Source organism: Flavobacterium sp. (assembly GCF_036405015.1).
GTDB lineage: Bacteria > Bacteroidota > Bacteroidia > Flavobacteriales > Flavobacteriaceae > Flavobacterium.
Genome location: NZ_DASWYK010000168.1, coordinates 26736 through 47036 on the forward strand (window position 1 = coordinate 26736; position 20301 = coordinate 47036).

A 20301-nucleotide genomic window follows, 5' to 3' on the forward strand; every position below is an offset into this window, starting at 1 on the left:
AAACTTAAAAAAACTAACTGTTCAATTCTATAAATTGAGCAGTTTTTTTTTACAAAAAATTAAACCCAATCTGTAACATAATTTTAGGAATTGAATTAACTTAGAGTTACAGATTTTATACAAAAAATAGTAATTTTGCTTTATGACAAACAATAATCCTATAGGCGTTTTTGATTCTGGTATTGGCGGAACATCCATCTGGAGCGCCATTCATGATCTTCTTCCGAATGAAAAAACCATTTATCTGGCTGACAGTAAAAATGCTCCATACGGTCAAAAAACGAAGGATGAAATTGTTGCTTTAAGTAAAAAAAATGTAGAGTTTTTACTTGAAAATAATTGCAAACTTATTGTGGTGGCCTGCAATACTGCCACAACAAATGCAATACGCGAACTACGTGCAGATTATGATATTCCATTTGTTGGAATCGAACCTGCAATTAAGCCTGCAGCAAATAATTCACAGACACAGGTAATCGGAATTCTTGCTACAAAAGGAACTTTAAATAGTGAATTGTTTAACAAAACTGCAGAGATGTTTCAAAACACCAAAATAGTAGAACAAGTTGGTTATGGACTTGTACAACTTATTGAAGATGGAAATCTTTATTCACCAGAAATGACACAGTTATTGGAATCTTATCTAAAACCAATGATTGAAGCCAATATTGATTATCTTGTTTTAGGATGTAGTCATTATCCTTATTTGATTCCTCAAATAAAAAAAATTCTCCCGGATCATATAAAAATTATAGATTCAGGAGAAGCTGTTGCACGACAAACTAAAAACTTACTACAGGACAAAGTGGGCTTTTCAGATGCTACACAAAATGATCCTGTTTTTTATGTCAATTCAGATCCAAAAGTATTGGAGGCTATTTTAGAATATAAATATCCCGTAATTAAAAAAGACTTCTAAAAGTTTATTCAAATTTTCGTTTGACAAACCAAATTCCATCCAATGATAAATTGAGAGATATCTTATGATAATTTTCTTTTATCAGATCGTTTGCAATTCTTCCTTTTTGTCCATAAGAATATGAAATATTCAAAGACGAAAATGTATTGTCAACTGGGAGATTTAATCCAATTGAAAATGATGCATTATTAACACGATGCGAATCAACTTCAAGATATCCGGTATCATAACTGATTCCCGCAGCATAACCTACTCTATCCCAATATTTTCGCGGATTTTTTTTGGAGCTGTACGTTAATCCAAATGCAACCCGATCCTGATTTACAAAATTACCATACAGATCTGATTGCTTGGTATCATTCCACAAACTTCTTTCATAATCCAAAGTCAAATTCAGGTTATTCTTAAATCGTTTACTTACTCCAACTCCAAATTCAAGAGGCATATAATAATCGTCTGTATCCGAAGAGGCCTCAGATTCAATAGAAGTTTGAACCTCATCAGCAATTGCTGTTACCGATTGTACTTTTGATGCATTAATTCTTGAAGGAACCTTAAATGTTGTTCCAATAGTAAAAGTAGAATCTATTTTGTATTGTGCCCCCAAAGTAGCTCGTATTCCGTTGTAATCTGTTTTTTTATGAATTGTTGTAATAGAATTTCCAATTAAAAAAGAACGATCATCAACTGTATTTCCAAAAAGCACCGTTCCAGTAGCTCCCACTGTCAGTTTTTTTCCTATTAGGTAACCGTATGAAAAATCCAGACTATTTAACCCTCCCGATCCTTCAGCTGTAAGATAATAATATTCTTGTCCGTCTTGTATCGGCAGTTTTAAATTTGAAATTTTAAATGTTGAACTGGAATATGGACGAAGAGAAAGGCTAAAACCTGATTTTTTTGTGACTGGAAATGCAAATGCTAAATGCGAGAATTGAAAATTATTTCGACTCTCTTTACGTGTACCACTCTGATAGGTTGTAGATAATGCTTTTCCTCCTATATCAAACAAAAAGTGGTTTTGATACATAAATCCCAATGATGCCGGATTTAAATTATTTATAAATGTATCCGAAGGCAAAGCAATTCCAGAAGAACTTATTGATGGCAAATATCCAAAATCTGAATCATACAAACTCCCAACTCCATACAATGAATACGGAGAACTTGAAATACTTTGAGAAAAGGAAGTCAACGACATCAAAATGAAGCAGCTCCACAAAACAATTTTATTTTTCATTAATATGAGATGTAATAAATTTTAAGCTGAATTTTATTGTTTAAATGCTTTTGATCACCTAAAACCAGTCTGTTTACAGATTGAGCAATTCCTGGTAAAGTCAATATAAGCGCTGACCTAGAATCAGATTGTTTGAGCATTTCTTTTTGAAGAAAATTGCCAATTGAAATAGAATAGCCAACATTTTCATTAAACTCATCACTTTTCTGACTCAGTTTTCCATAAACCGATGTTCCTGCTGAGTTTACCAATGTTCCGCTTATTCTGTTTAAATTATCTCCAACATAAACCGTTAAGGAATCTGCTAAAGGATATTTTTCTGAATATGAATTATTGACAGGTTTCAGAATTAATTCTGCGTCTACAATGGCTCCATTTGTTGAAATATTTTTAAACTGTTTTATATTAGGAAAATCTATTCGACAGGCAACTCCAGTTCCAGACTGAATAAATCCTTGATTATTGGTCTGCAAGCTGGACAATCTGCCAGTCGAAGCCGGAAGATTTTGTATAATAGTTCCCGTTTTATCTAGAGAAATAGAATTAAATTGCTTAGTAGCATCTAAAATCGAAAAATCTACAATGAGCGATGCTGCTTCATTATCTGACTGATATTTCGAATAATATAAGCGGACTTTACTTGTTGAAACACTAAAACCAATAATATTGGAAGAATTGGAATTTTCAGGAACTAAAACAAGACCTTTTAAATATTCTGTAAAGCTGTCAAAATCTGTAACCTCCCTTTTTTTGATTTTTTGAAAAAGAGCTTCGCCAAACTCCTTACTCATTTTAATGTTTATAGAATCTTTTTCTTTCGGTCTTGGTTTATACGATATAGTTCCAAGACTTTCCGAACTATAGGCCAAAGTAGAATTGTTGTAGAAATTACTATCATTTGTGTTAGGCTTAACTTTTTGAGTTAATCTATGAATATTAAACGTCTGAACTTTTGTAGTATCTCCGTAATAATATCTATCATATTTAAGAATCATAGAGATTGAATCAAAAACATAATTGGTAGATTCTGTATCTGAACCAACACTATTTAAAGCATAAGTATCGGCAGAAAGCTGAAAATAACTATCCGATTTAACTTTCCCGAAAACAGGATCATCATAATTCCCGATTAGAATTCTTCCACGGTTTGACGTTGCAAGTGAGTCAAAATTAATGGTTGACATGTTAACAGTAACCGTATCAATCAAAACAACCTTATTACTTAAAGCCAGATAATCTGAGCCTACAGTAAACTCTCCTGTATCGGTATCTGTACCACATGAAAACAAGCTTAGTACAAAAAGCAAGATCAATATAAACTTGTGCATAATTTATTTTTTGAACAAATATAAAATGCAAGCTTTCGCGCTACACTATAACATATACTATCAAGCTTTTTTAAGCTACAAATCAATCGAAATGATCTATAACAGCAATTATCTCATTAAAACTTAATTCAACCTTAAAAATGACAATTTAGTCTATCAAAACAGGTCATACATATATCTTCTTTTTTTTAAGAGAGCCTTCCGTTTAATTTTGAAACCAATAAAATAAATAATGATAGTACGGTTTTTAATTTGTTCTCTTTTTTCGATTTCGTTTTTAAGCATAAAAGCACAGGGAAATTTTGCTGCTTACGCGAATATTAAAACAGAGTCAACAAATAAGATAAATTTCAATCAAACTGATATTGCTGTTTCCTATGAAAAGGATTTGGGAGTTAATTACAAAATAAAAAACACATTAGAATATTCGAATTTGAAAGTGAATTACGAATTGAATCCCTTAGATTTTTATCAGGATCAGGATAAATTCAATCAGATTCAAAACAAATTTGAATTTTCACACAAGATATCAGAAAAAACAAATTGGGCGTTTTCGGTTGTTCCAACAGTCAATTTCCAACAAAATTTAGATATATCAGATTTGACTGTTTTAGGAAATATAACGATTAATCAACAACTGAATCCAAAATTAAATATTGTGATTGGAGCTGGAAGAACATCGATTTTTGGTGCACCAAAATTTACTCCGATTGCGGCTTTGGATTATAAATTCAATGAAAAAACTAATTTAAGAATTGGATTCCCTGATTCTAAAATTACCTATTCGAATAACGAAAGAAATGAATTTAAATTAACAAACAGCTTTAACGGAAGTTTTTATCATCTCGACGCATCGAATGATAAAGAAAAAGCAGTTTTATCACAAATTACATCTGCATTTGAATACGAACGTAATGTGAGCAGCAATTGGTTCTTAAATTTTAAAGCAGGTTATGATTTTGACAAAAAATACAAATTATTAGATAATAGTGACCATCAACTATATGATTACAATACAGGAAATGGTTACGTTTTAGGAATAGGGATCAAATACAAACAATAAATAAATTAAATACACTATGATTAATCTAAAAAAAGGAATTTTATTCACAGCGCTTTTTTCGAGCCTTTTTTTTCTAAGCTGCAGTAATGATGAAGATGAAGAATTAATGGGTAACTGGATTAAAAAATCAGCCTTTGACGGCCCAGCAAGATCTAGTGCTACAAGTTTTGTTATTGGAGATTTCGCTTATGTAGTGGGCGGTTATACTGGTGACGAATATTTGAAAGATTTATGGATTTACAATTCAAACGGAGATTACTGGGAACAAAAAGCAGATTTTATTGGTGTAGGCAGAAGCTCGGCTTCTAGTTTTTCATTAAATGAAAAAGGATATGTTGGTCTGGGGTATGACGGAACTAACAAATTGAAAGATTTTTATCAGTACGATCCTTCCAGCAATAGTTGGACTCAAAAAACAGATTTTGCGGGAACAGCGCGTTATGCAGCAGTAGGATTTCAGGCAGGTGGAAAAGCTTATTTTGGTACAGGTTACGATGGAAATTACCTAAAAGATTTTTATCAATACGACGATCAGGCTAATTCATGGACACTTGTAAATGGTTTCAGCGGAAACAAAAGACGTAATGCGACAGTTTTTGTAATTGCAGACAAAGCTTATCTCGTAACTGGTGTTAATAATGGTACTTATCAGGAAGATTTCTGGGAGTTTGACCCTTCAACAGATACTTGGACAAGAAAAAGAGATATCGATAAAGATACTGATGATGATTATTCATATAACGATGATTATGCTCTTGTACGCTCTAACGCTTCTAGCTTTTCTATGAATGGATTAGGATATCTTGTAGGTGGTGAAAACATCAAAACGATTTGGGAATATAACCCAACAACTGATTTATGGGTAGAAAGAACAGCAATGGAAGGTGCTACAAGAACTGATGCAGTTGCTTTTGCAATCAACAATAGAGGTTATTATATGTTAGGAAGAATTGGTTCTACTTATTTTGACGATGCTTGGGAATTTAGACCTTTAGAAGAACAAAATGATAATGATAACTAATATAACAAAACACTTTCAGAATACAATCTGGAAGTGTTTCCTAGTTTTTGTATTTCTTTTATTTTTTATTTCCTGCGTTAAAAAAGAAGTATTGACATCTACTACTTTCAAAACAAATTCAGGATGGGGATATACAATAGCTTACAAAGAAAAAATTTTAATTAAACAAACTATTATTCCGGTAATAAGCGAAAGCAAAAGCTTTGCAACAGAAAGCGATGCTCTAAAAGTAGCCGACCTTGTAAAAGAGAAACTCAAAAATAACTTATCTCCGACGGTAACCAAAAATGAATTAATTTTATTAAAAATAAAATTATAAATGCAGTTAGACACCTTAAAAAATACCGGATACAACAAAATTCTATTTCATTGTGCAATATGGGTTTTCTTTATTTTAACTTCTTTAATTCAGTTTTACGAAAGTCCTTTTAAGATGGGAAATGACTTTTATGCACAGTGGATTACAGGAATAGTCTTGTTTTATCTGAATTATTTTTATTTGGTTCCATCCTATCTTTTACAAAAGAAATATTGGTTGTATTTTTTATTTGCTTTTGGTCTTATTGCCATTTTTATGGTTATCAGAATAAACTTTTTTATTCCTGAATTCAGACACTTAAGACCCGAAAACATAATGCCGCCGCGAATGATACCTCAAGGTCCGCATTTTTTTCCAAGAGAAGGAATGCATATGCCTCAAAGAATTGAAATGAGACAGCCGATTTTCTTTAAACTCGGACCTTCATTTTTCTATATTCTGATTATAACCATAAGCGCGATTATTAGAACATTAACCGAATTCTATAATAACCAACAAAACAAATTAATTGCCGAAACGCACAGAACAAATACCGAATTAATATATCTGCGTAAACAAACCAACCCGCATTTTTTATTCAATTCGCTAAACAGTATTTATTCTTTGGCACACAAAAAATCTGATTTGGTCCCTGATGCCATCGTGACGTTATCTGAGCTCATGCGCTATATGCTATATGAGACCGATAACAAAACGGTGGCTTTAGAAAAAGAAGTAAACTATATTCAGAATTACATTGAACTCCAAAAACTGAGATTAAACAACATCGAGGACATTGTAATTAACGTTCATGGCGATACCAGAAACAAATTTATTGAGCCTTTATTATTGATTTCTTTTGTTGAAAACGCCTTTAAGTATGGAACTGATTATAAAGGTGCAGCTCACGTAAAAATTAAAATACTTATTACAGATCATAATCTTGATTTCTGGATTGAAAACACTATCGAAAATTATGTGAAAGATCCTGAAAATTCAGGAATCGGACTTGTAAATATTCAAAACCGCCTTGATTTGCTTTATCCGAATGCGCATGAATTAGTTATTACTCAGGATAATGACTATTATAGAGTTCATTTAAATTTAAAATTAGACGAAATCAAAACCGGAATACATTAATAGAAATTAGTATTGTTTGGGTATAATTTTGATTATTAATCAGTATTTTATGAAAATTTTAAAACTTAATTTACTGGTTTAAAATTACTTTTGAATGCCAAAACAAATTATTAAAACTTAATTCTGAAAAAATGAAATGTGTAATTATAGATGACGAACCTTTAGCAGTAGAATTATTGCAGGATTTTGTCAAGAAAGTAGATTCGCTAGAATTAGTCAATTCTTTTAACAATGCGATTGATGCTGTTTCGTTTATTAATCAGAATAATGTTGATTTGATTTTTTTGGATATTGAAATGCCTCATTTTTCCGGAATTGATTTTATTAATACAATCGAGAAAAAACCTTTAGTTATTTTTACCACAGCGTATTCCGATTATGCTGTAGAAGGTTTTAATCTTGGAGCTGTCGATTATTTGGTAAAACCAATCCCTTTTCACCGTTTTTTAAAAGCAGTTGTAAGAGCTCAACAGGTTTTACAGCCAGTAACAAACAATCAGGCTGTTTCTGAAAACACAAATGCTCCTGAAATTGAACAGGATTTTATGTTTGTAAGAGCCGAATATGAAAATGTAAAACTGAATTTTGCTGATATTCTTTTCATTGAAGGCCTAAAAGATTATGTCAAAATTTACACTACAGATAACAAATTTACTTTGACATTGATTAGTTTAATTAAATTAGAAAATCTGCTTTCAAGTAAAGGTTTTGCACGAATTCACAGATCGTATATTATCAACATCAAACATGTAAAATCTATTCAGAAAAATAAGGTTTTAATAAGTGATAAAAGAATTCCAATCAGTGAAAGCTATAAAAATACTTTCTTCGAAAAAATCAACCTATAGTTTTTTAAATTTTCAATAAAAAAATTCCAAATTCCAATGCTTTTAGAACAACACATTGGAATTTGGAATTTCTTTTTTATTGGAATTATTAAATCTATTTTTCTTCTTTAAACCAACTGGAATACATGACATAATTATTTGAAATGCGTTCTATTTCACCTGCAAAATCAGATTGATCGATATCTTTTACTTTTTTCGCAGGAACACCCGCATAAATAGTTCCTGATTTCACAATTGTATTTTGAGTTACAACAGCTCCGGCGGCTACTATAGCGTTGCTTTCTACAACACAATTATCCATTACAATGGCTCCCATTCCGATTAATACATTATCCTGAATAGTACAACCGTGTACAATAGCATTATGACCTATTGAAACGTTGTTTCCAATTATAGTGGGATGTTTTTGATAAGTGCAGTGAATAATTGCTCCATCCTGGATATTTACTTTATTTCCAATTTTAATGTAATGCACATCTCCTCTCACAACAGCATTAAACCATACGCTGCAGGAATCGCCAAAAGTAACATCTCCTACAATTGTAGCGTTTTCAGCAACATAACAATCCTCTGGAATCAAAGGTGATTTTCCGTTTACAGATTTAATCAGCATAAAAATAAAATTTAGTTAATCGCAGGACAGTTACAGTCGTAACGTTCTTTTCTACAGAACAAATTAATTCCTAAAGTAATTTGATGATAACCTCCTGTATCAAATTTTACATCTCCCATTACTTGAGAATACGTATAAGCAAACATAAAGTTCTTAAAATTAACCCCAACTATAGGTGTAAAAAATTGTAATTTTTGAGAAGCAACTCCGCTTCCTGCAAGATACTGTGCGCCATCAAAACCTCTTCTATAAGATAGGGCCGCCCAAAGACTTCCGAAATCCATATTTTTGTAGGCTTTTATATTCAGATCGATCGTTTTTTCTTTTGTCTTATCAAAGTACTGGAAAAGTATAGAAGGTTCCCAGGTAACATTATTTCTTTTACCAAAAACATATCCGACGCTCAATAAAAATTTTCTCAAATTATCGCTTTCGTATTCGGTATATAATTCTCGTCTTGTTTCTAACAATCCTTGAACTGTTGCATGTGCATAAAAATCCAGAAAGTTGTAAGAAGCTCCAATATCCATATTAAAATAAGAGTCTTTCTGAATAGAACCGAATACAATAGGATCAAAAGTTCCTCCAAATTTCGTTTCATCCAATTGACTTTGTATCAAACCACCACTAATACCAAAAGAAAGCTGATTTAAATCAATCTCATCTCTTGAAAACATGATATGATGTGCATAAGTAAGTTTCACACCTTTTTGAGAATGGTAACCGTTTTTATCATTAAAAATAATAATACCAGCTCCAGAACGCTCTCCTACTCTTCCATTAAAGCTTAATGTTTGTAATGATGGTGCATCTTCTTGTCCAAACCATTGTTTTCTTGCCGTTAATCTAATCTTTGCACAGTTGGCTGCACCAGCCATTGAAGGGTGAATCAGGTAATAATTATCCGACAAATAGTCAGAATATACAGGTATTCCTTCCTGTGAATAAGAGAAAAAGGAAGAAATAAGAAAAATTAATAAAACCCTGATTTTAAATTCCATAAAGACAATTTTGTATCTATATAATTTTTACTCCTGCAATTTAATACGATTTCTTTGAAAAGAGTCTTAATTATTTCATTAAAAAATCAAATATAGCTATTAGTAGAAAATAACTTTAGTAAATTTGCAAAAAATATACTACCATGACAAAAATCACTATAAAAGAAACTCAAAACCCAACGATTTTGAAGTTCGAGTTTGAAGATTTCATTACTCAAAATCAAAACTTTGAGTTCAAAAATATAGACGAAGCACAAGCTTCTCCGCTGGCTCAGCAATTGTTTTATTTACCGTTTGTTAAGACTGTTTATATCTCCGGAAATTTTATCGCTATTGAAAGATATAGTATTGTAGACTGGGATGATGTTAAGGATGCTGTTGCAGAACAAATCAGCGCTTTTGTTGATAAAGGAGGCGTTATTATTAAAGTTGACGAAACTAAGGCAAAAAAACAACCTATTACAGTTTATGGAGAAACAACTCCAAATCCTTCTGCCCTGAAATTTGTAGTAAGCAGAATGCTGACTCGTAATGCTGTAGAATACAAAAACATTGATCAGACTGCTTCTTCTCCATTAGCGCAGGAATTATTTAAATTTCCTTATGTAAAAGAAATCTTTATTGATGAAAATTATATTTCTGTAACAAAATATGAAATTAATGATTGGTCTGAAATCACTTTAGAATTAAGAACTTTCATCAAACAATTTATCGAAAATGGAGGAACTGTTTTGGACGAAAGTTTAATTCAGACAGCTACAAAAAATGAAGCTACAAAAGACGAAGCTTTTGACAAATTAGATGTTACTTCACAACAAATCATCAACATCTTGGAAGAATATGTAAAACCAGCTGTAGCTGCAGATGGTGGAAATATTGCTTTTGAATCTTATAATGAAGATGATAAAACAGTAAAAGTACTTTTACAAGGAGCTTGCAGCGGTTGCCCTTCTTCAACATTTACATTAAAAAGTGGTATCGAAAATATGCTTAAAAGTATGTTGAATGATGAAGCCATAAAAGTGGAAGCTGTAAATGCTTAATTCATAAATAAAATAAGCAAAAGCGTCTCAATCGAGGCGCTTTTTTTTATTATTAATCACTCGTTGTCAATTATTTATCATTAAAAAAAAGACTAATTCTATAAAAATAATTAATATTGTACTTATAACCAATTAATTAAAAACCATGGGATTAACTACATTTTTTAAGAGTTTATTTGGCTCGACCAAAGAATCGGTTACTGAACCGGCAAATAATACCGAAACTACTCTTGAACACGCAACAGAAACCGCTGAAACTTACATTGAAAAAGCAGAAACTTTTGCCGAAGAAGCTATTGACAAAGTAATAGAAGTTTCGGAACCCATTATTGAAAAAGTAAAAGAAACGGCAAGCGAATATGCAGAAAAAGCTACTGAAGCAATAAACGACGTTATTGAAAGTATAAAAGAAGCTACTGCTGAAACTACAGACGAAACAAAAAAACTGGTTTATGAAACTGTTGTTGACACAAGCGAACCAGCAATTGAAGAAGCTGACAAGGAATAAACAGCTTTCTTTTCTTATAAAAACAAATATTATTTATATTTGCAAAATAATACACCTTCTCGCTTTGAGAAGGTTTTTTTTATTCTTAAAATACAAACATGAGCCCAGAACAAATAGCAAGTTACACTTCTACATTTATTACAATATTAGCTGATTATTCACTAACATTAATCTCTGCATTGATAATCCTTTTCGTTGGTTTATATGCCATTCGACTAATAAACAGACTGATTAGAAAAATAATGGTGAAACGAAATTTAGATCCTACTTTGACTAAGTTTCTTGCCGATATTTTACTTTGGGCACTCCGAATTTTATTATTCATAACTGTCATTTCAAAATTAGGAATTCCAACTACTTCATTTGTTGCCATTTTAGGAGCTATGGGACTTGCAGTTGGTTTGTCACTTCAAGGTTCTCTTTCTAATTTTGCTGGCGGAATGTTGATTATTGTTTTCAAACCTTTCAAAGTAGGCGATACAATTGAAGCCCAAGGAGTTATTGCAACCGTAGAAGAGATTCAGATTTTTGTTACCAAGATGGTAACTGGAAATAATCAGACTGTTTTTGTTCCAAATGGCACTTTATCAAACGGAACAATCATCAATTATTCGATGCTCGGAGAAAGAAGAGCCGATTTGACTTTTTCAATTTCTTATGATTCTGATATTAAAAAAGCAAAAGATGTTTTATTAGATGTTTTAAATAAAAACCCAAAAGTTTTACAAACGCCAGCACCAGAAGTTTTTGTAAAAAATCTATCAGCGAGTTCTGTAGATTTTGCTGTTCGCCCATGGGCAAAAAATGCCAATTACGGAGCTGTTTTTACTGAAACCTTAGAAGATTGTAAAGCTGCACTTGATGAAGCAGGAATTGCCGTGCAGCCGTATACTATACAAAAATAATTTACTCTTTTTTAGAAGGAGCAGTAATCATAAAATCTTTTAAATAATAAGGTTCAAAATAAGCGACATCTACAGTGTCGCTTATTTGATACTTATCAAAACTGATTTTACTCATCGCTTGTGCTGAAGGATATTTTATGTTTTCTAAAAACACGAAATTATCTTTAGTCAAAACAGCTTTACATTTATCAGCGCAATCGCCTACAAAATAAAGCTTGTCTGTATATTGCTGAAATGAATTCTCGTCAATTATTTCCGCTTTTATTCCTCTTTCTATTGTCAGGTCAGCATTAAAGATTTCGCTGTACACTTCCATACGGCGAGCGTCCAGCATCGGAATAATCTTTCCGTCTGTAACTCCTGCCTGAGAAGCTAATGATTGAAGTGTATCAACCGCTATTAACGGAATATTCAAAGCATAACACAACCCTTTTGCTGCCGATACACCAATTCTTAAACCCGTATAAGATCCTGGCCCCTGACTTACTGCAATTGCATTTAAATCCTGAACAGAAATACCAGCCTTAGCAATTACTTCTTCAATAAAAACATGAAGTTTTTCGGCATGTGAATACCCTTCATCTGCAAGTTCACTGCAAACAATGGTTTTTCCATCTTTTGCGACAGATACTGAACAATTTTTAGTAGCCGTTTCGATATTGAGAATAAGAGACAATGTTGTTTAATTTTAATTATTAAATATTTTACTTAAGAATTCCTTTGTAAAGAAAAATCGCCATTACAAGCAATAAAGGCAACACACATATATTTATAGCTAAAAACAATAAATAAAGGACAAACTTCTTACTTGCAGAAAAATAGACATATTCTTCATTATAATAGTCCGTTTTGTAAACCTTATAATGGGTAAAACTAAGAAATACTACTGTTAGAATTAAGCTTAACCCAATAAATTGAAAAAATCCTTCTGGCGGGCTTCCACATAATGAAATCATAATTATAACAATTAAATTATTTCTTAGGGGTTTCCGCTTTTTTAAGCTTTACTTTATCTCCAGAATTAAGTTCTTTAGAAACTGTTGTATAAGGCCCTGTAATAACAACATCACCTGGCTTTAGACCTTCCATCACTTCGATATTGGTATCGTCCTGAATTCCAGTTTTTATGATTCTAATTTTAGCCTTATCTCCTACTTTTACAAAAACACATTCGAATTTTTTATCACTTTTCGGAGCTGCTTTTTTATCTTCATTAGGATCTTCAACTTTAAAATCTTTTACAGCCGTAGTATCCGATTTTACTACAACAGAACTAATTGGCACTGCCAAAACATTTGTTTTAGTAGTGGTAATAATATCAACCGTAGCTGTCATTCCTGGTCTAAAAGGAGAATATGTACTTGGTTTTCCTTCCAATAAATCCTGATAAGAATCTTTTAAAATTCGAACTTTAACTTTAAAATTTGTTACCTGATCTGATGTTAAAGTTGTACTGGCAGAGTTTGAAATACTGGTTACAATTCCTTTGAATTTCTTTTTTAAATAAGCATCAACTTCAACGTTTGCTTCGTCACCAATTTTAATTTTAACAATATCATTTTCGTTTACATCAACTTCAACTTCCATATTGTTTAAATTGGCAACACGCAAAAGCTCAGTACCTGCCATTTGCTGTGTTCCTAGAACTCTTTCTCCTAATTCTACATTCAGAACAGAAATGGTTCCGTCTGCAGGAGAATAAATCGTTGTACGTCCTAAATTATCTCTGGCTTCTGTAACGGATGCAGAAGCACTTTGAACATTGTAATAAGCGCTTTGTTTTGTCGCTTTTGCAACTTCGTATGTCGAAATAGCTTTATCCCAATCCGATTTTGAGATAACTCCTTTATCGTATAAGGTTTTATTACGCTCATAATTTGCTTTTGCTTCTTTAAAACTAGCATCAGATTGTGTTAAACTTGCTTTTGTTCCAGCCAGATTGGCAACAGATCTTTCTAAACCAGAAGTATATAAATCGGGGTTTATTTTTACTAATAAATCTCCTTTTTTAACAACCTGACCTTCTTTTACATTCAATGAAATAATCTCGCCTGAAACCATTGAAGCAATTTTAACTTCGATTTCTGGCTGAATTTTTCCTGTTGCCGAAACTGTTTCAACAATTGTTGAAGCCGTAACTTTTGCGATTTCTACTTCTTTTCCTTCATCCTTATTCCCTATTACTCCAGCCTTTGAAAGACCAACTAAAGCTGCAATAAGAACTATTGCGCCTCCTACTAAGAAATAAATTGTTTTTTTTGACATAATAAATTATTTTGTAATAACTGGAACGATTGGAATTCCGAAATAAAATTCAAGTATTTTAATTTTAAACATGTAATCGTATTTTGTTCTGATAACATCAGACTGTGCATTAGTCAATAAGGTTTGAGCTTGTGTAAAATCAAATGAATTCATTAAACCCACATCATATTTTTCTTTTGCGTAGTTGTAAGCCTGTTGTCTTGCTTCTAAAGTTACTGTAGATGCTTCATATGTATTTAAAGCGGCTTTAGCATCTGTAAAAGCAGTATAAACGTTACGTTGCAAATCTAAACTTTTTTGTTCTAAATCTATTTTTGATTTTTCTAAATTTACTTTGCTTCTTTCAACATTGTTTCTAGTAGCGAAACCATTGAAAATTGGAACATTTAGTGACAATCCAAATGATTGTCCTTTATTATCATTAAACTGATCAAAAATAGGTTGTGCATTTCCTAAAACCGACATTGAATTATCACGCAAAACAGCCTGATTTGTTCCTTGAACATAACCAATTTGAGATGTCGGGTTTAATGTGTTTGGAACTGATCCGACAATAATATCAGAATAACTTGCTCTTGTATTAAAATTGTAAAAAGCACTCAAAGTTGGCTGATAAGCTCCTTTTGCTATTGCAACATTTTTCTCTGCAATTTCAAGATTAGTCTGTGCTAATTTTAAGTCGGTTCTTATATCCTTTGCTTTGTTGTAAATTTCAACTGGCGTCTGCGCAAGAATATTATTGGTATCTTCAAGATTATTGTTATCTACAACATCAAAATCTGCAAATTCTTTTAATTGTAAAAGTTGTGCTAAACTTAATTTTGAGATCAATAAATTATTTTCAGAAACTGCAATGTTTTGTTTATCTGTTGCAACGGTTGCTTTTAAATCGTACAAATCACCACGAGGAATTGTTCCCGCATTGACCATTTCCTGAGAACGTGCAAAACGTTTTTCATCAATTGTCAATTGTTCTTTTTTGACTTTTAAATCTTCTTTATTAGATAAAATTTGCAAAAAAGCACTGGCAACATTTAAAGAAATATCTTCCTGCATTTTTAACAATTGATATTTTGATGCAATAATAGAAAGATTGGCTTTTCTTAAATTATGCTGATTTTGAAGTCCTTTGTAAATATCAACTCCTACAGAAGCTCCAACAGAAGAATATTGTGTGGTTTGGTTTTCAAGTAAACCTGTTGTAATATTTTGGTTCAAACCAATATTCCAAGAGTGTGATGCATTTGCATTTACAGTTGGCAGGTAATTACCAATAGCTCCTTTTTTATCAATTGCAGCAGATTTTAAATCTAATTCTGTGAGCTTTATTGTAATATTATTTTCTAATGCGTATCTCACACATTCTTCCAGCGTCCATTGTTTTGATTGTGCTTGTCCAGTTATCCCAAAACCGAATAACATTGCAAAAACCAGACTATTATATTTATTTATTTTCATATATTTTTGATGAAAGCGCAGTAAACCGAACTACGCAAATTTAACATTTTTTAAACCCAAAAAAATCCCTTAAACCTTCAAATTAATTATTTTTTTACTCCTTCATTAATCAAGCCCTGATTCCAGATTTTGATCTTATCTGTAGCCGTAATTCCGCTTTTAATTTGAACGTAGATTCCGTCACTCACTCCAAGAACTAAATCTCTTCTTTGGAATTTCTGTGGAGCCGTTTCTATCTCAACATAAGGTTTTTGTGTTTTTTTGTCAAATTGCACTAATGACTCTTTTATAGCCAAAACTTTTTCTGCTTTTTCTAAAATAATCGAAGCATTTGCGCTTAATCCTGCCCTAATAAAAGTGTCGTCTCTGTTTACCATTTGAGCTTTAATTTCAAACTGAATCGCTCCATTTTCTGTAACTCCTTTTGGCGCAATATAATTTAAAACAGCATCAAATTTTTTATTTTCGATTGCTCCAATTGTAATCTCAATAGGCATTTTTTCTTTGATTTTCCCTACTTCTGATTCATCAATTTTTCCAATAAAAATCATTCTTCCAACATCTGCAACACTTGCAATTGTAGTTCCTTCATTAAAATTATTACTTTCAATAACCTGGTTTCCAACTTTAACTGGAACGTCTAAAACCATTCCGTTAACTGTAGAACGAATTAAAGTATTGGCATAACTTCCTAAAGAAGATGTTGTTCCAGTTTTAACGATATCTAAACTTTGTTTCGCAGCCAAATAAGTTTGTTTTGCCTGATTATACGCTACTTGAGCTGCATCAAAATCATTTGCAGAAATAACTTCTTTTTCAAATAATGTTTTTTGTCTTTTATACAATCTCTCCTGATTATCTAAAGCAATTTTAGCTGACTGAACCTGGTTCTGTGTACTACTCACATTTGAAACGTTTGCTACCACACGAATTTTAGCAATCATATCTCCTGCTTTGATTTTTTCACCTGCTTTGATATATACTTCTTCAATAATACCCGAAATATTTGGTTTGATTAAAACCTCTTCATCAGGCTGAATATTACCTGTCGCAATCGTATTTTTTACAATTGTTTTCGTTTCTGCTTTTTCCGTTTTAAATACAACTGGTGATTCCTGATTCTTAGCATACAAATAATATAGTGCGCCAAAAAAAACGATTGCAATAAATATTAAAATGGTAACGGTTACTCCTTTTTTCATTTGTTTTTGGTTTAATCGATTTATTTTGATTGATAATTTATTCTGTTCTTAAAGCATCTACCGGTTTTACATTGATTGCTGTTTGCGCTGGAATAAATCCTGCCAGCAAACCAGACCCAACTAGTATTAATAATGCTACAAATACAACACGTAAATCTACACTTGGATTAGCAAACATAGTATTACCTCCAGGCGGCATCGAATCGAGCGCCATGTTTAAGAGCGCTATAATTCCGGTCGCTACGGCAATTCCAAGCATTCCTGAAATAATAGTTAAAAATATAGATTCTGATAATATTTGGCCTCTAATCGCACCTGGTGTTGCACCTAAAGCTCTTCTAATTCCGATTTCTTTTGTGCGTTCTTTAACCACAATTAGCATGATATTTGAAATTCCGATTACACCAGAAATTAAAACCAGTGTTCCTACGAAATACGCAATTACTTTTAGAATATTAAAAAGACTTTGCACTTTGTTAAACTGCTCATACAAGTCAAAATTCCCTACTGCACGTTCATCTGTAGGATGAACAGAATGTAGCGCTTTTATAATCTCTAAAATTTTTGGTTTTAATTCGGTTATCGAAGATTCATCTTTCGCTGTTAATGCCATCCAACCTACTTTATCGCCATAATTAAATGCTTGCTGAAAAGTGGTAAACGGAATAAAAATATTCTTCTGTTCTTGCTCAGCATTTCCTCCCTGCTGTTTTGAAGCATAAACTCCAACAACCATAAAATTTATACCATTTATTTTTATGTATGTTCCAACAGATTCTTCTTCTTTACCATAAAGCTCGCTGATAACTCCTTTACCAATCACCGCTACTTTTCTTCTTTCATTAATATCCTGCTGATTTACAAAACGGCCTTTAATAATATCCATTGGCTGTTGTTTTATCAATTCTGGATAATCACCATAAATTGTAAAAGCCGAAGTTTTTGTTCCTCTTACCACATTATTTGTTCCGTTAAAATCTCCCAACTGATTTCTTGGAGAAACATATAGTAAATCTGGTATTGCTTGTTTTAATGCTGCAACATCGCTATTTCTAAAATCATAACGACGTATTTTTGGTAACCCTTTATATGCTTTAGAAGTGCTTTGACTCCACATAAACATAGTATTTGTTGCGATTCCATCAAAACCTTTTTTAACACCGTTTTCAAGTCCGTTACCTGCTGCCAGTAATATTACCAAAATAAATATTCCCCAAAACACACCAAAAGCAGTCAGAACAGTTCTGAATACATTTGCCGTTAAAGCCTGTAAAATTTCGTCCCAATTATCTTTACTAAACATGATTATTCGTCTCTAAGTGCTACAATAGGTTTAATTTTGGCTGCTCTGTAGGCTGGAAAAAAACCTGCCATTGCACCAGCAAATACAAGTAAAATCAAGGTTGTTAACGCCACGCTAAAATCTACTTCTGGATTTCTAAAAAATTCGCTCTGCACCATTGGCCCAACAAACTCCAATAAAAGTAAACTTCCAAGCAAACCGACAAAACCAGCAATCGTTGTAATAAATATGGATTCATGAAGAATCATAGAAATAATTGAAAACGGAGAGGCTCCAAGGGCTTTTCTAATTCCAATTTCTTTTGTTCTTTCTTTCACTATGATAAGCATGATATTACTTACTCCAACCACTCCTGCGATAATTGTACAAATACCAACCCACCAGAAGAAAAGTCGTATATACAGATTTAAATCATAAAACTGTTTAGCATCTTTTACTGAATTATATACTCCTACACCACTATCATCTTCAGGTGCAACCATGTTTTTGCTTTTAAGCAAGTTTTTCAAATCTTGTGTAAATTGCTCTGACTGCGCTAAAGCCTCATCATAATTATCTGTTTTTTTTAATGTAAAAAACAAATTACTAATCTTATCACCACCGCCAAATGTTTTCTGAACAGTCGTTAATGGTATATAAGCACGAGTTTCTTCTCTTTCTCCTCCTGGATCTGTAAAAATCCCAACTACTTTAAAACTAATGTTATTAATTAAGATTTCTTCCCCAATAGCCTCTTTATCTTTTAGCAAATCTTGCTTTAATTTCATTCCGATAACAGCTACTTTGGCATTATTTTGTAAATCTTTTGCATTTACATAACGACCTTGAACTATGGTTAAATTTTCTATCCCGCCATAATCAGGATCAACACCTCTAAATTGGTAGGTTCCTGATTCTTTTCCATATGCAAAAGATTGCCCCCAGTAATTATTTGTTGAAGCACGCAAATCTAATTTATCTTCAAATTTCTGTACCGATTGATTGTAATCACTATTACGAAACTGAATGTGTCTTCCTGGATTTAAGCCTTTGTATTCTTTAGTTGTAGTTCCAGACCAAACTTCTATAATCCCTGCAGCATCACGTTCAAACTGTTTTTCGATTCCATTTTGAAGACCTTTACCTGCACCAAGCAGAATCACCAAAATAAAAATTCCCGAAGCTACCGAAATACCTGTTAGAAATGTTCTCAAACGGTTTTTGGATATCGCTTCAAATATTTCCTGCCAACGTTCTATATTAAACATAAGACGAAGCTCTAACTTGTTCTACTTTTTTATCATCGATAATTAGTCCATCTTTTAGGACTACGTTTCTTTTGCACATAGCGGCAATATCCGGTTCGTGTGTAACGATTAAGATTGTTTTACCTTCATCATTAATTCCCTGAATAAGTTCCATCACTTCATAAGAAGTTTTGGTATCAAGCGCTCCTGTAGGCTCATCTGCCAATAAAACTTTTGGATTTGAAGCTAATGCTCTTGCAATTGCCACACGCTGTTTCTGACCTCCTGAAAGCTCATTTGGTAAGTGATGTGAATGAGATCCTAAACCTACTTTTTCCAGATATTTCATCGCAATTTCATAACGCTCTTTTCTCTTAACTCCCTGATAATACAATGGCATTGCCACATTATCAAGAGCCGATTTATAGTTGATTAAATTGAAAGACTGAAAAACAAATCCCAAGAATTTATTTCGGTATTTAGAAGCAATAGTTTCGTTTAATTTCTTTATTGGAGTTTTATCTAAAATATAACTTCCAGAATCAGCTTCGTCCAAAATTCCTAAAATATTAAGAAGTGTTGATTTACCAGATCCGGATGATCCCATGATCGCAACTAGTTCACCTTCTTCAATATTAAAATTAATACCTTTTAGTACGTGTAATTCTGAACTTCCCATCTTATAGGATTTGTGCAAATCTTTAATTTCAATCATGGTATTGTTAAATTTTTAGACAATAATAACATTTTTATTAAGTAAATTATGATAATAAAAAGTTAATAATTCTGTTACCTATTTCTTATAAGACTTCGTTCTTTATGAATTGTTACACTTTTTTAATAAAATATGATTGTTTTCGTAATTTTACCTCGTTTTTAAAACTTACTTTAATGAAGCTTACTTCCATTATTTCAATGTT

Annotated in this window: 20 protein-coding genes; 9 read left to right on the forward strand and 11 right to left on the reverse strand. The window is 32.1% G+C overall.

Annotated features, from left to right (window positions below):
* Positions 1–142: 142 nt before the first annotated feature.
* Complete coding sequence (murI, locus tag VGE71_RS13770) at positions 143–919, forward strand: glutamate racemase (protein ID WP_331138851.1); 777 nt, start codon at positions 143–145, stop codon at positions 917–919.
* Between the two features lie 4 nt (positions 920–923).
* Here the strand turns inward: murI and VGE71_RS13775 are convergent, their stop codons facing one another.
* Both VGE71_RS13775 and VGE71_RS13780 read right to left on the reverse strand, forming a co-directional pair.
* Positions 924–2159 (reverse strand): aromatic hydrocarbon degradation protein, encoded by a 1236-nt coding sequence (locus VGE71_RS13775; protein ID WP_331138852.1) that lies wholly within the window; start codon positions 2157–2159, stop codon positions 924–926.
* On the reverse strand, positions 2159–3487 hold the full coding sequence (locus VGE71_RS13780) for a DUF4270 family protein (RefSeq protein ID WP_331138853.1): 1329 nt from the start codon (positions 3485–3487) through the stop codon (positions 2159–2161). The genes VGE71_RS13775 and VGE71_RS13780 overlap by 1 nt, the downstream gene beginning before the upstream one ends.
* Positions 3488–3719: 232 nt before the next feature.
* Between VGE71_RS13780 and VGE71_RS13785 the strand changes: the two genes are divergently transcribed.
* The 5 genes from VGE71_RS13785 to VGE71_RS13805 all read left to right on the forward strand — a co-directional run bounded on the left by VGE71_RS13785 (position 3720) and on the right by VGE71_RS13805 (position 7857).
* A complete protein-coding gene (locus VGE71_RS13785; RefSeq protein ID WP_331138854.1) occupies positions 3720–4550 on the forward strand; it encodes a DUF6268 family outer membrane beta-barrel protein in 831 nt (276 codons plus the stop codon).
* Between the two features lie 16 nt (positions 4551–4566).
* Complete coding sequence (locus VGE71_RS13790) at positions 4567–5571, forward strand: Kelch repeat-containing protein (RefSeq protein WP_331138855.1); 1005 nt, start codon at positions 4567–4569, stop codon at positions 5569–5571.
* A gap of 91 nt (positions 5572–5662) precedes the next feature.
* On the forward strand, positions 5663–5890 hold the full coding sequence (locus VGE71_RS13795) for a DUF4907 domain-containing protein (protein ID WP_331138856.1): 228 nt from the start codon (positions 5663–5665) through the stop codon (positions 5888–5890).
* Positions 5891–7009: a sensor histidine kinase gene (locus tag VGE71_RS13800; RefSeq protein ID WP_331138857.1), complete on the forward strand. Its 1119-nt coding sequence runs from the start codon at positions 5891–5893 to the stop codon at positions 7007–7009.
* A 131-nt stretch (positions 7010–7140) separates the two neighbouring features.
* A complete protein-coding gene (locus VGE71_RS13805; protein WP_331138858.1) occupies positions 7141–7857 on the forward strand; it encodes a LytTR family DNA-binding domain-containing protein in 717 nt (238 codons plus the stop codon).
* 94 nt (positions 7858–7951) lie between these two features.
* Here VGE71_RS13805 and VGE71_RS13810 read toward each other — a convergent pair whose 3' ends face one another.
* Entirely contained in the window at positions 7952–8470 is a 519-nt protein-coding gene (locus VGE71_RS13810; protein ID WP_331138859.1) for a gamma carbonic anhydrase family protein, read from the reverse strand.
* 11 nt (positions 8471–8481) lie between these two features.
* A complete protein-coding gene (locus VGE71_RS13815) occupies positions 8482–9471 on the reverse strand; it encodes a type IX secretion system membrane protein PorP/SprF (RefSeq protein ID WP_331138860.1) in 990 nt (329 codons plus the stop codon).
* A gap of 143 nt (positions 9472–9614) precedes the next feature.
* Between VGE71_RS13815 and VGE71_RS13820 the strand changes: the two genes are divergently transcribed.
* The 3 genes from VGE71_RS13820 to VGE71_RS13830 all read left to right on the forward strand — a co-directional run bounded on the left by VGE71_RS13820 (position 9615) and on the right by VGE71_RS13830 (position 11927).
* Positions 9615–10514, forward strand: coding sequence for a NifU family protein (locus tag VGE71_RS13820; protein ID WP_331138861.1), 900 nt, complete (start codon positions 9615–9617; stop codon positions 10512–10514).
* A 145-nt stretch (positions 10515–10659) separates the two neighbouring features.
* Positions 10660–11022, forward strand: a complete 363-nt coding sequence (locus VGE71_RS13825) for a YtxH domain-containing protein (protein ID WP_331138862.1) — start codon at positions 10660–10662, stop codon at positions 11020–11022.
* A gap of 98 nt (positions 11023–11120) precedes the next feature.
* Positions 11121–11927 (forward strand): mechanosensitive ion channel family protein, encoded by an 807-nt coding sequence (locus tag VGE71_RS13830; protein ID WP_331138863.1) that lies wholly within the window; start codon positions 11121–11123, stop codon positions 11925–11927.
* Between the two features lies 1 nt (position 11928).
* Here VGE71_RS13830 and tsaB read toward each other — a convergent pair whose 3' ends face one another.
* From tsaB to VGE71_RS13865, 7 genes are all read right to left on the reverse strand, one after another.
* The gene (gene tsaB / locus VGE71_RS13835) at positions 11929–12603 is read right to left on the reverse strand and encodes a tRNA (adenosine(37)-N6)-threonylcarbamoyltransferase complex dimerization subunit type 1 TsaB (protein ID WP_331138864.1); all 675 of its coding nucleotides are present in this window, start codon (positions 12601–12603) and stop codon (positions 11929–11931) included.
* 296 nt (positions 12604–12899) lie between these two features.
* Positions 12900–14192: an efflux RND transporter periplasmic adaptor subunit gene (locus VGE71_RS13840; protein ID WP_331138865.1), complete on the reverse strand. Its 1293-nt coding sequence runs from the start codon at positions 14190–14192 to the stop codon at positions 12900–12902.
* Between the two features lie 6 nt (positions 14193–14198).
* Positions 14199–15650, reverse strand: coding sequence for a TolC family protein (locus VGE71_RS13845; protein WP_331138866.1), 1452 nt, complete (start codon positions 15648–15650; stop codon positions 14199–14201).
* An 86-nt stretch (positions 15651–15736) separates the two neighbouring features.
* Complete coding sequence (locus tag VGE71_RS13850; RefSeq protein WP_331138867.1) at positions 15737–16852, reverse strand: efflux RND transporter periplasmic adaptor subunit; 1116 nt, start codon at positions 16850–16852, stop codon at positions 15737–15739.
* 37 nt (positions 16853–16889) lie between these two features.
* A complete protein-coding gene (locus VGE71_RS13855) occupies positions 16890–18155 on the reverse strand; it encodes an ABC transporter permease (protein WP_331138868.1) in 1266 nt (421 codons plus the stop codon).
* Positions 18156–18157: 2 nt separating this feature from the next.
* On the reverse strand, positions 18158–19402 hold the full coding sequence (locus VGE71_RS13860; RefSeq protein ID WP_331138869.1) for an ABC transporter permease: 1245 nt from the start codon (positions 19400–19402) through the stop codon (positions 18158–18160).
* Entirely contained in the window at positions 19395–20096 is a 702-nt protein-coding gene (locus VGE71_RS13865; protein WP_095953361.1) for an ABC transporter ATP-binding protein, read from the reverse strand. The genes VGE71_RS13860 and VGE71_RS13865 overlap by 8 nt, the downstream gene beginning before the upstream one ends.
* Positions 20097–20301: the final 205 nt, after the last annotated feature.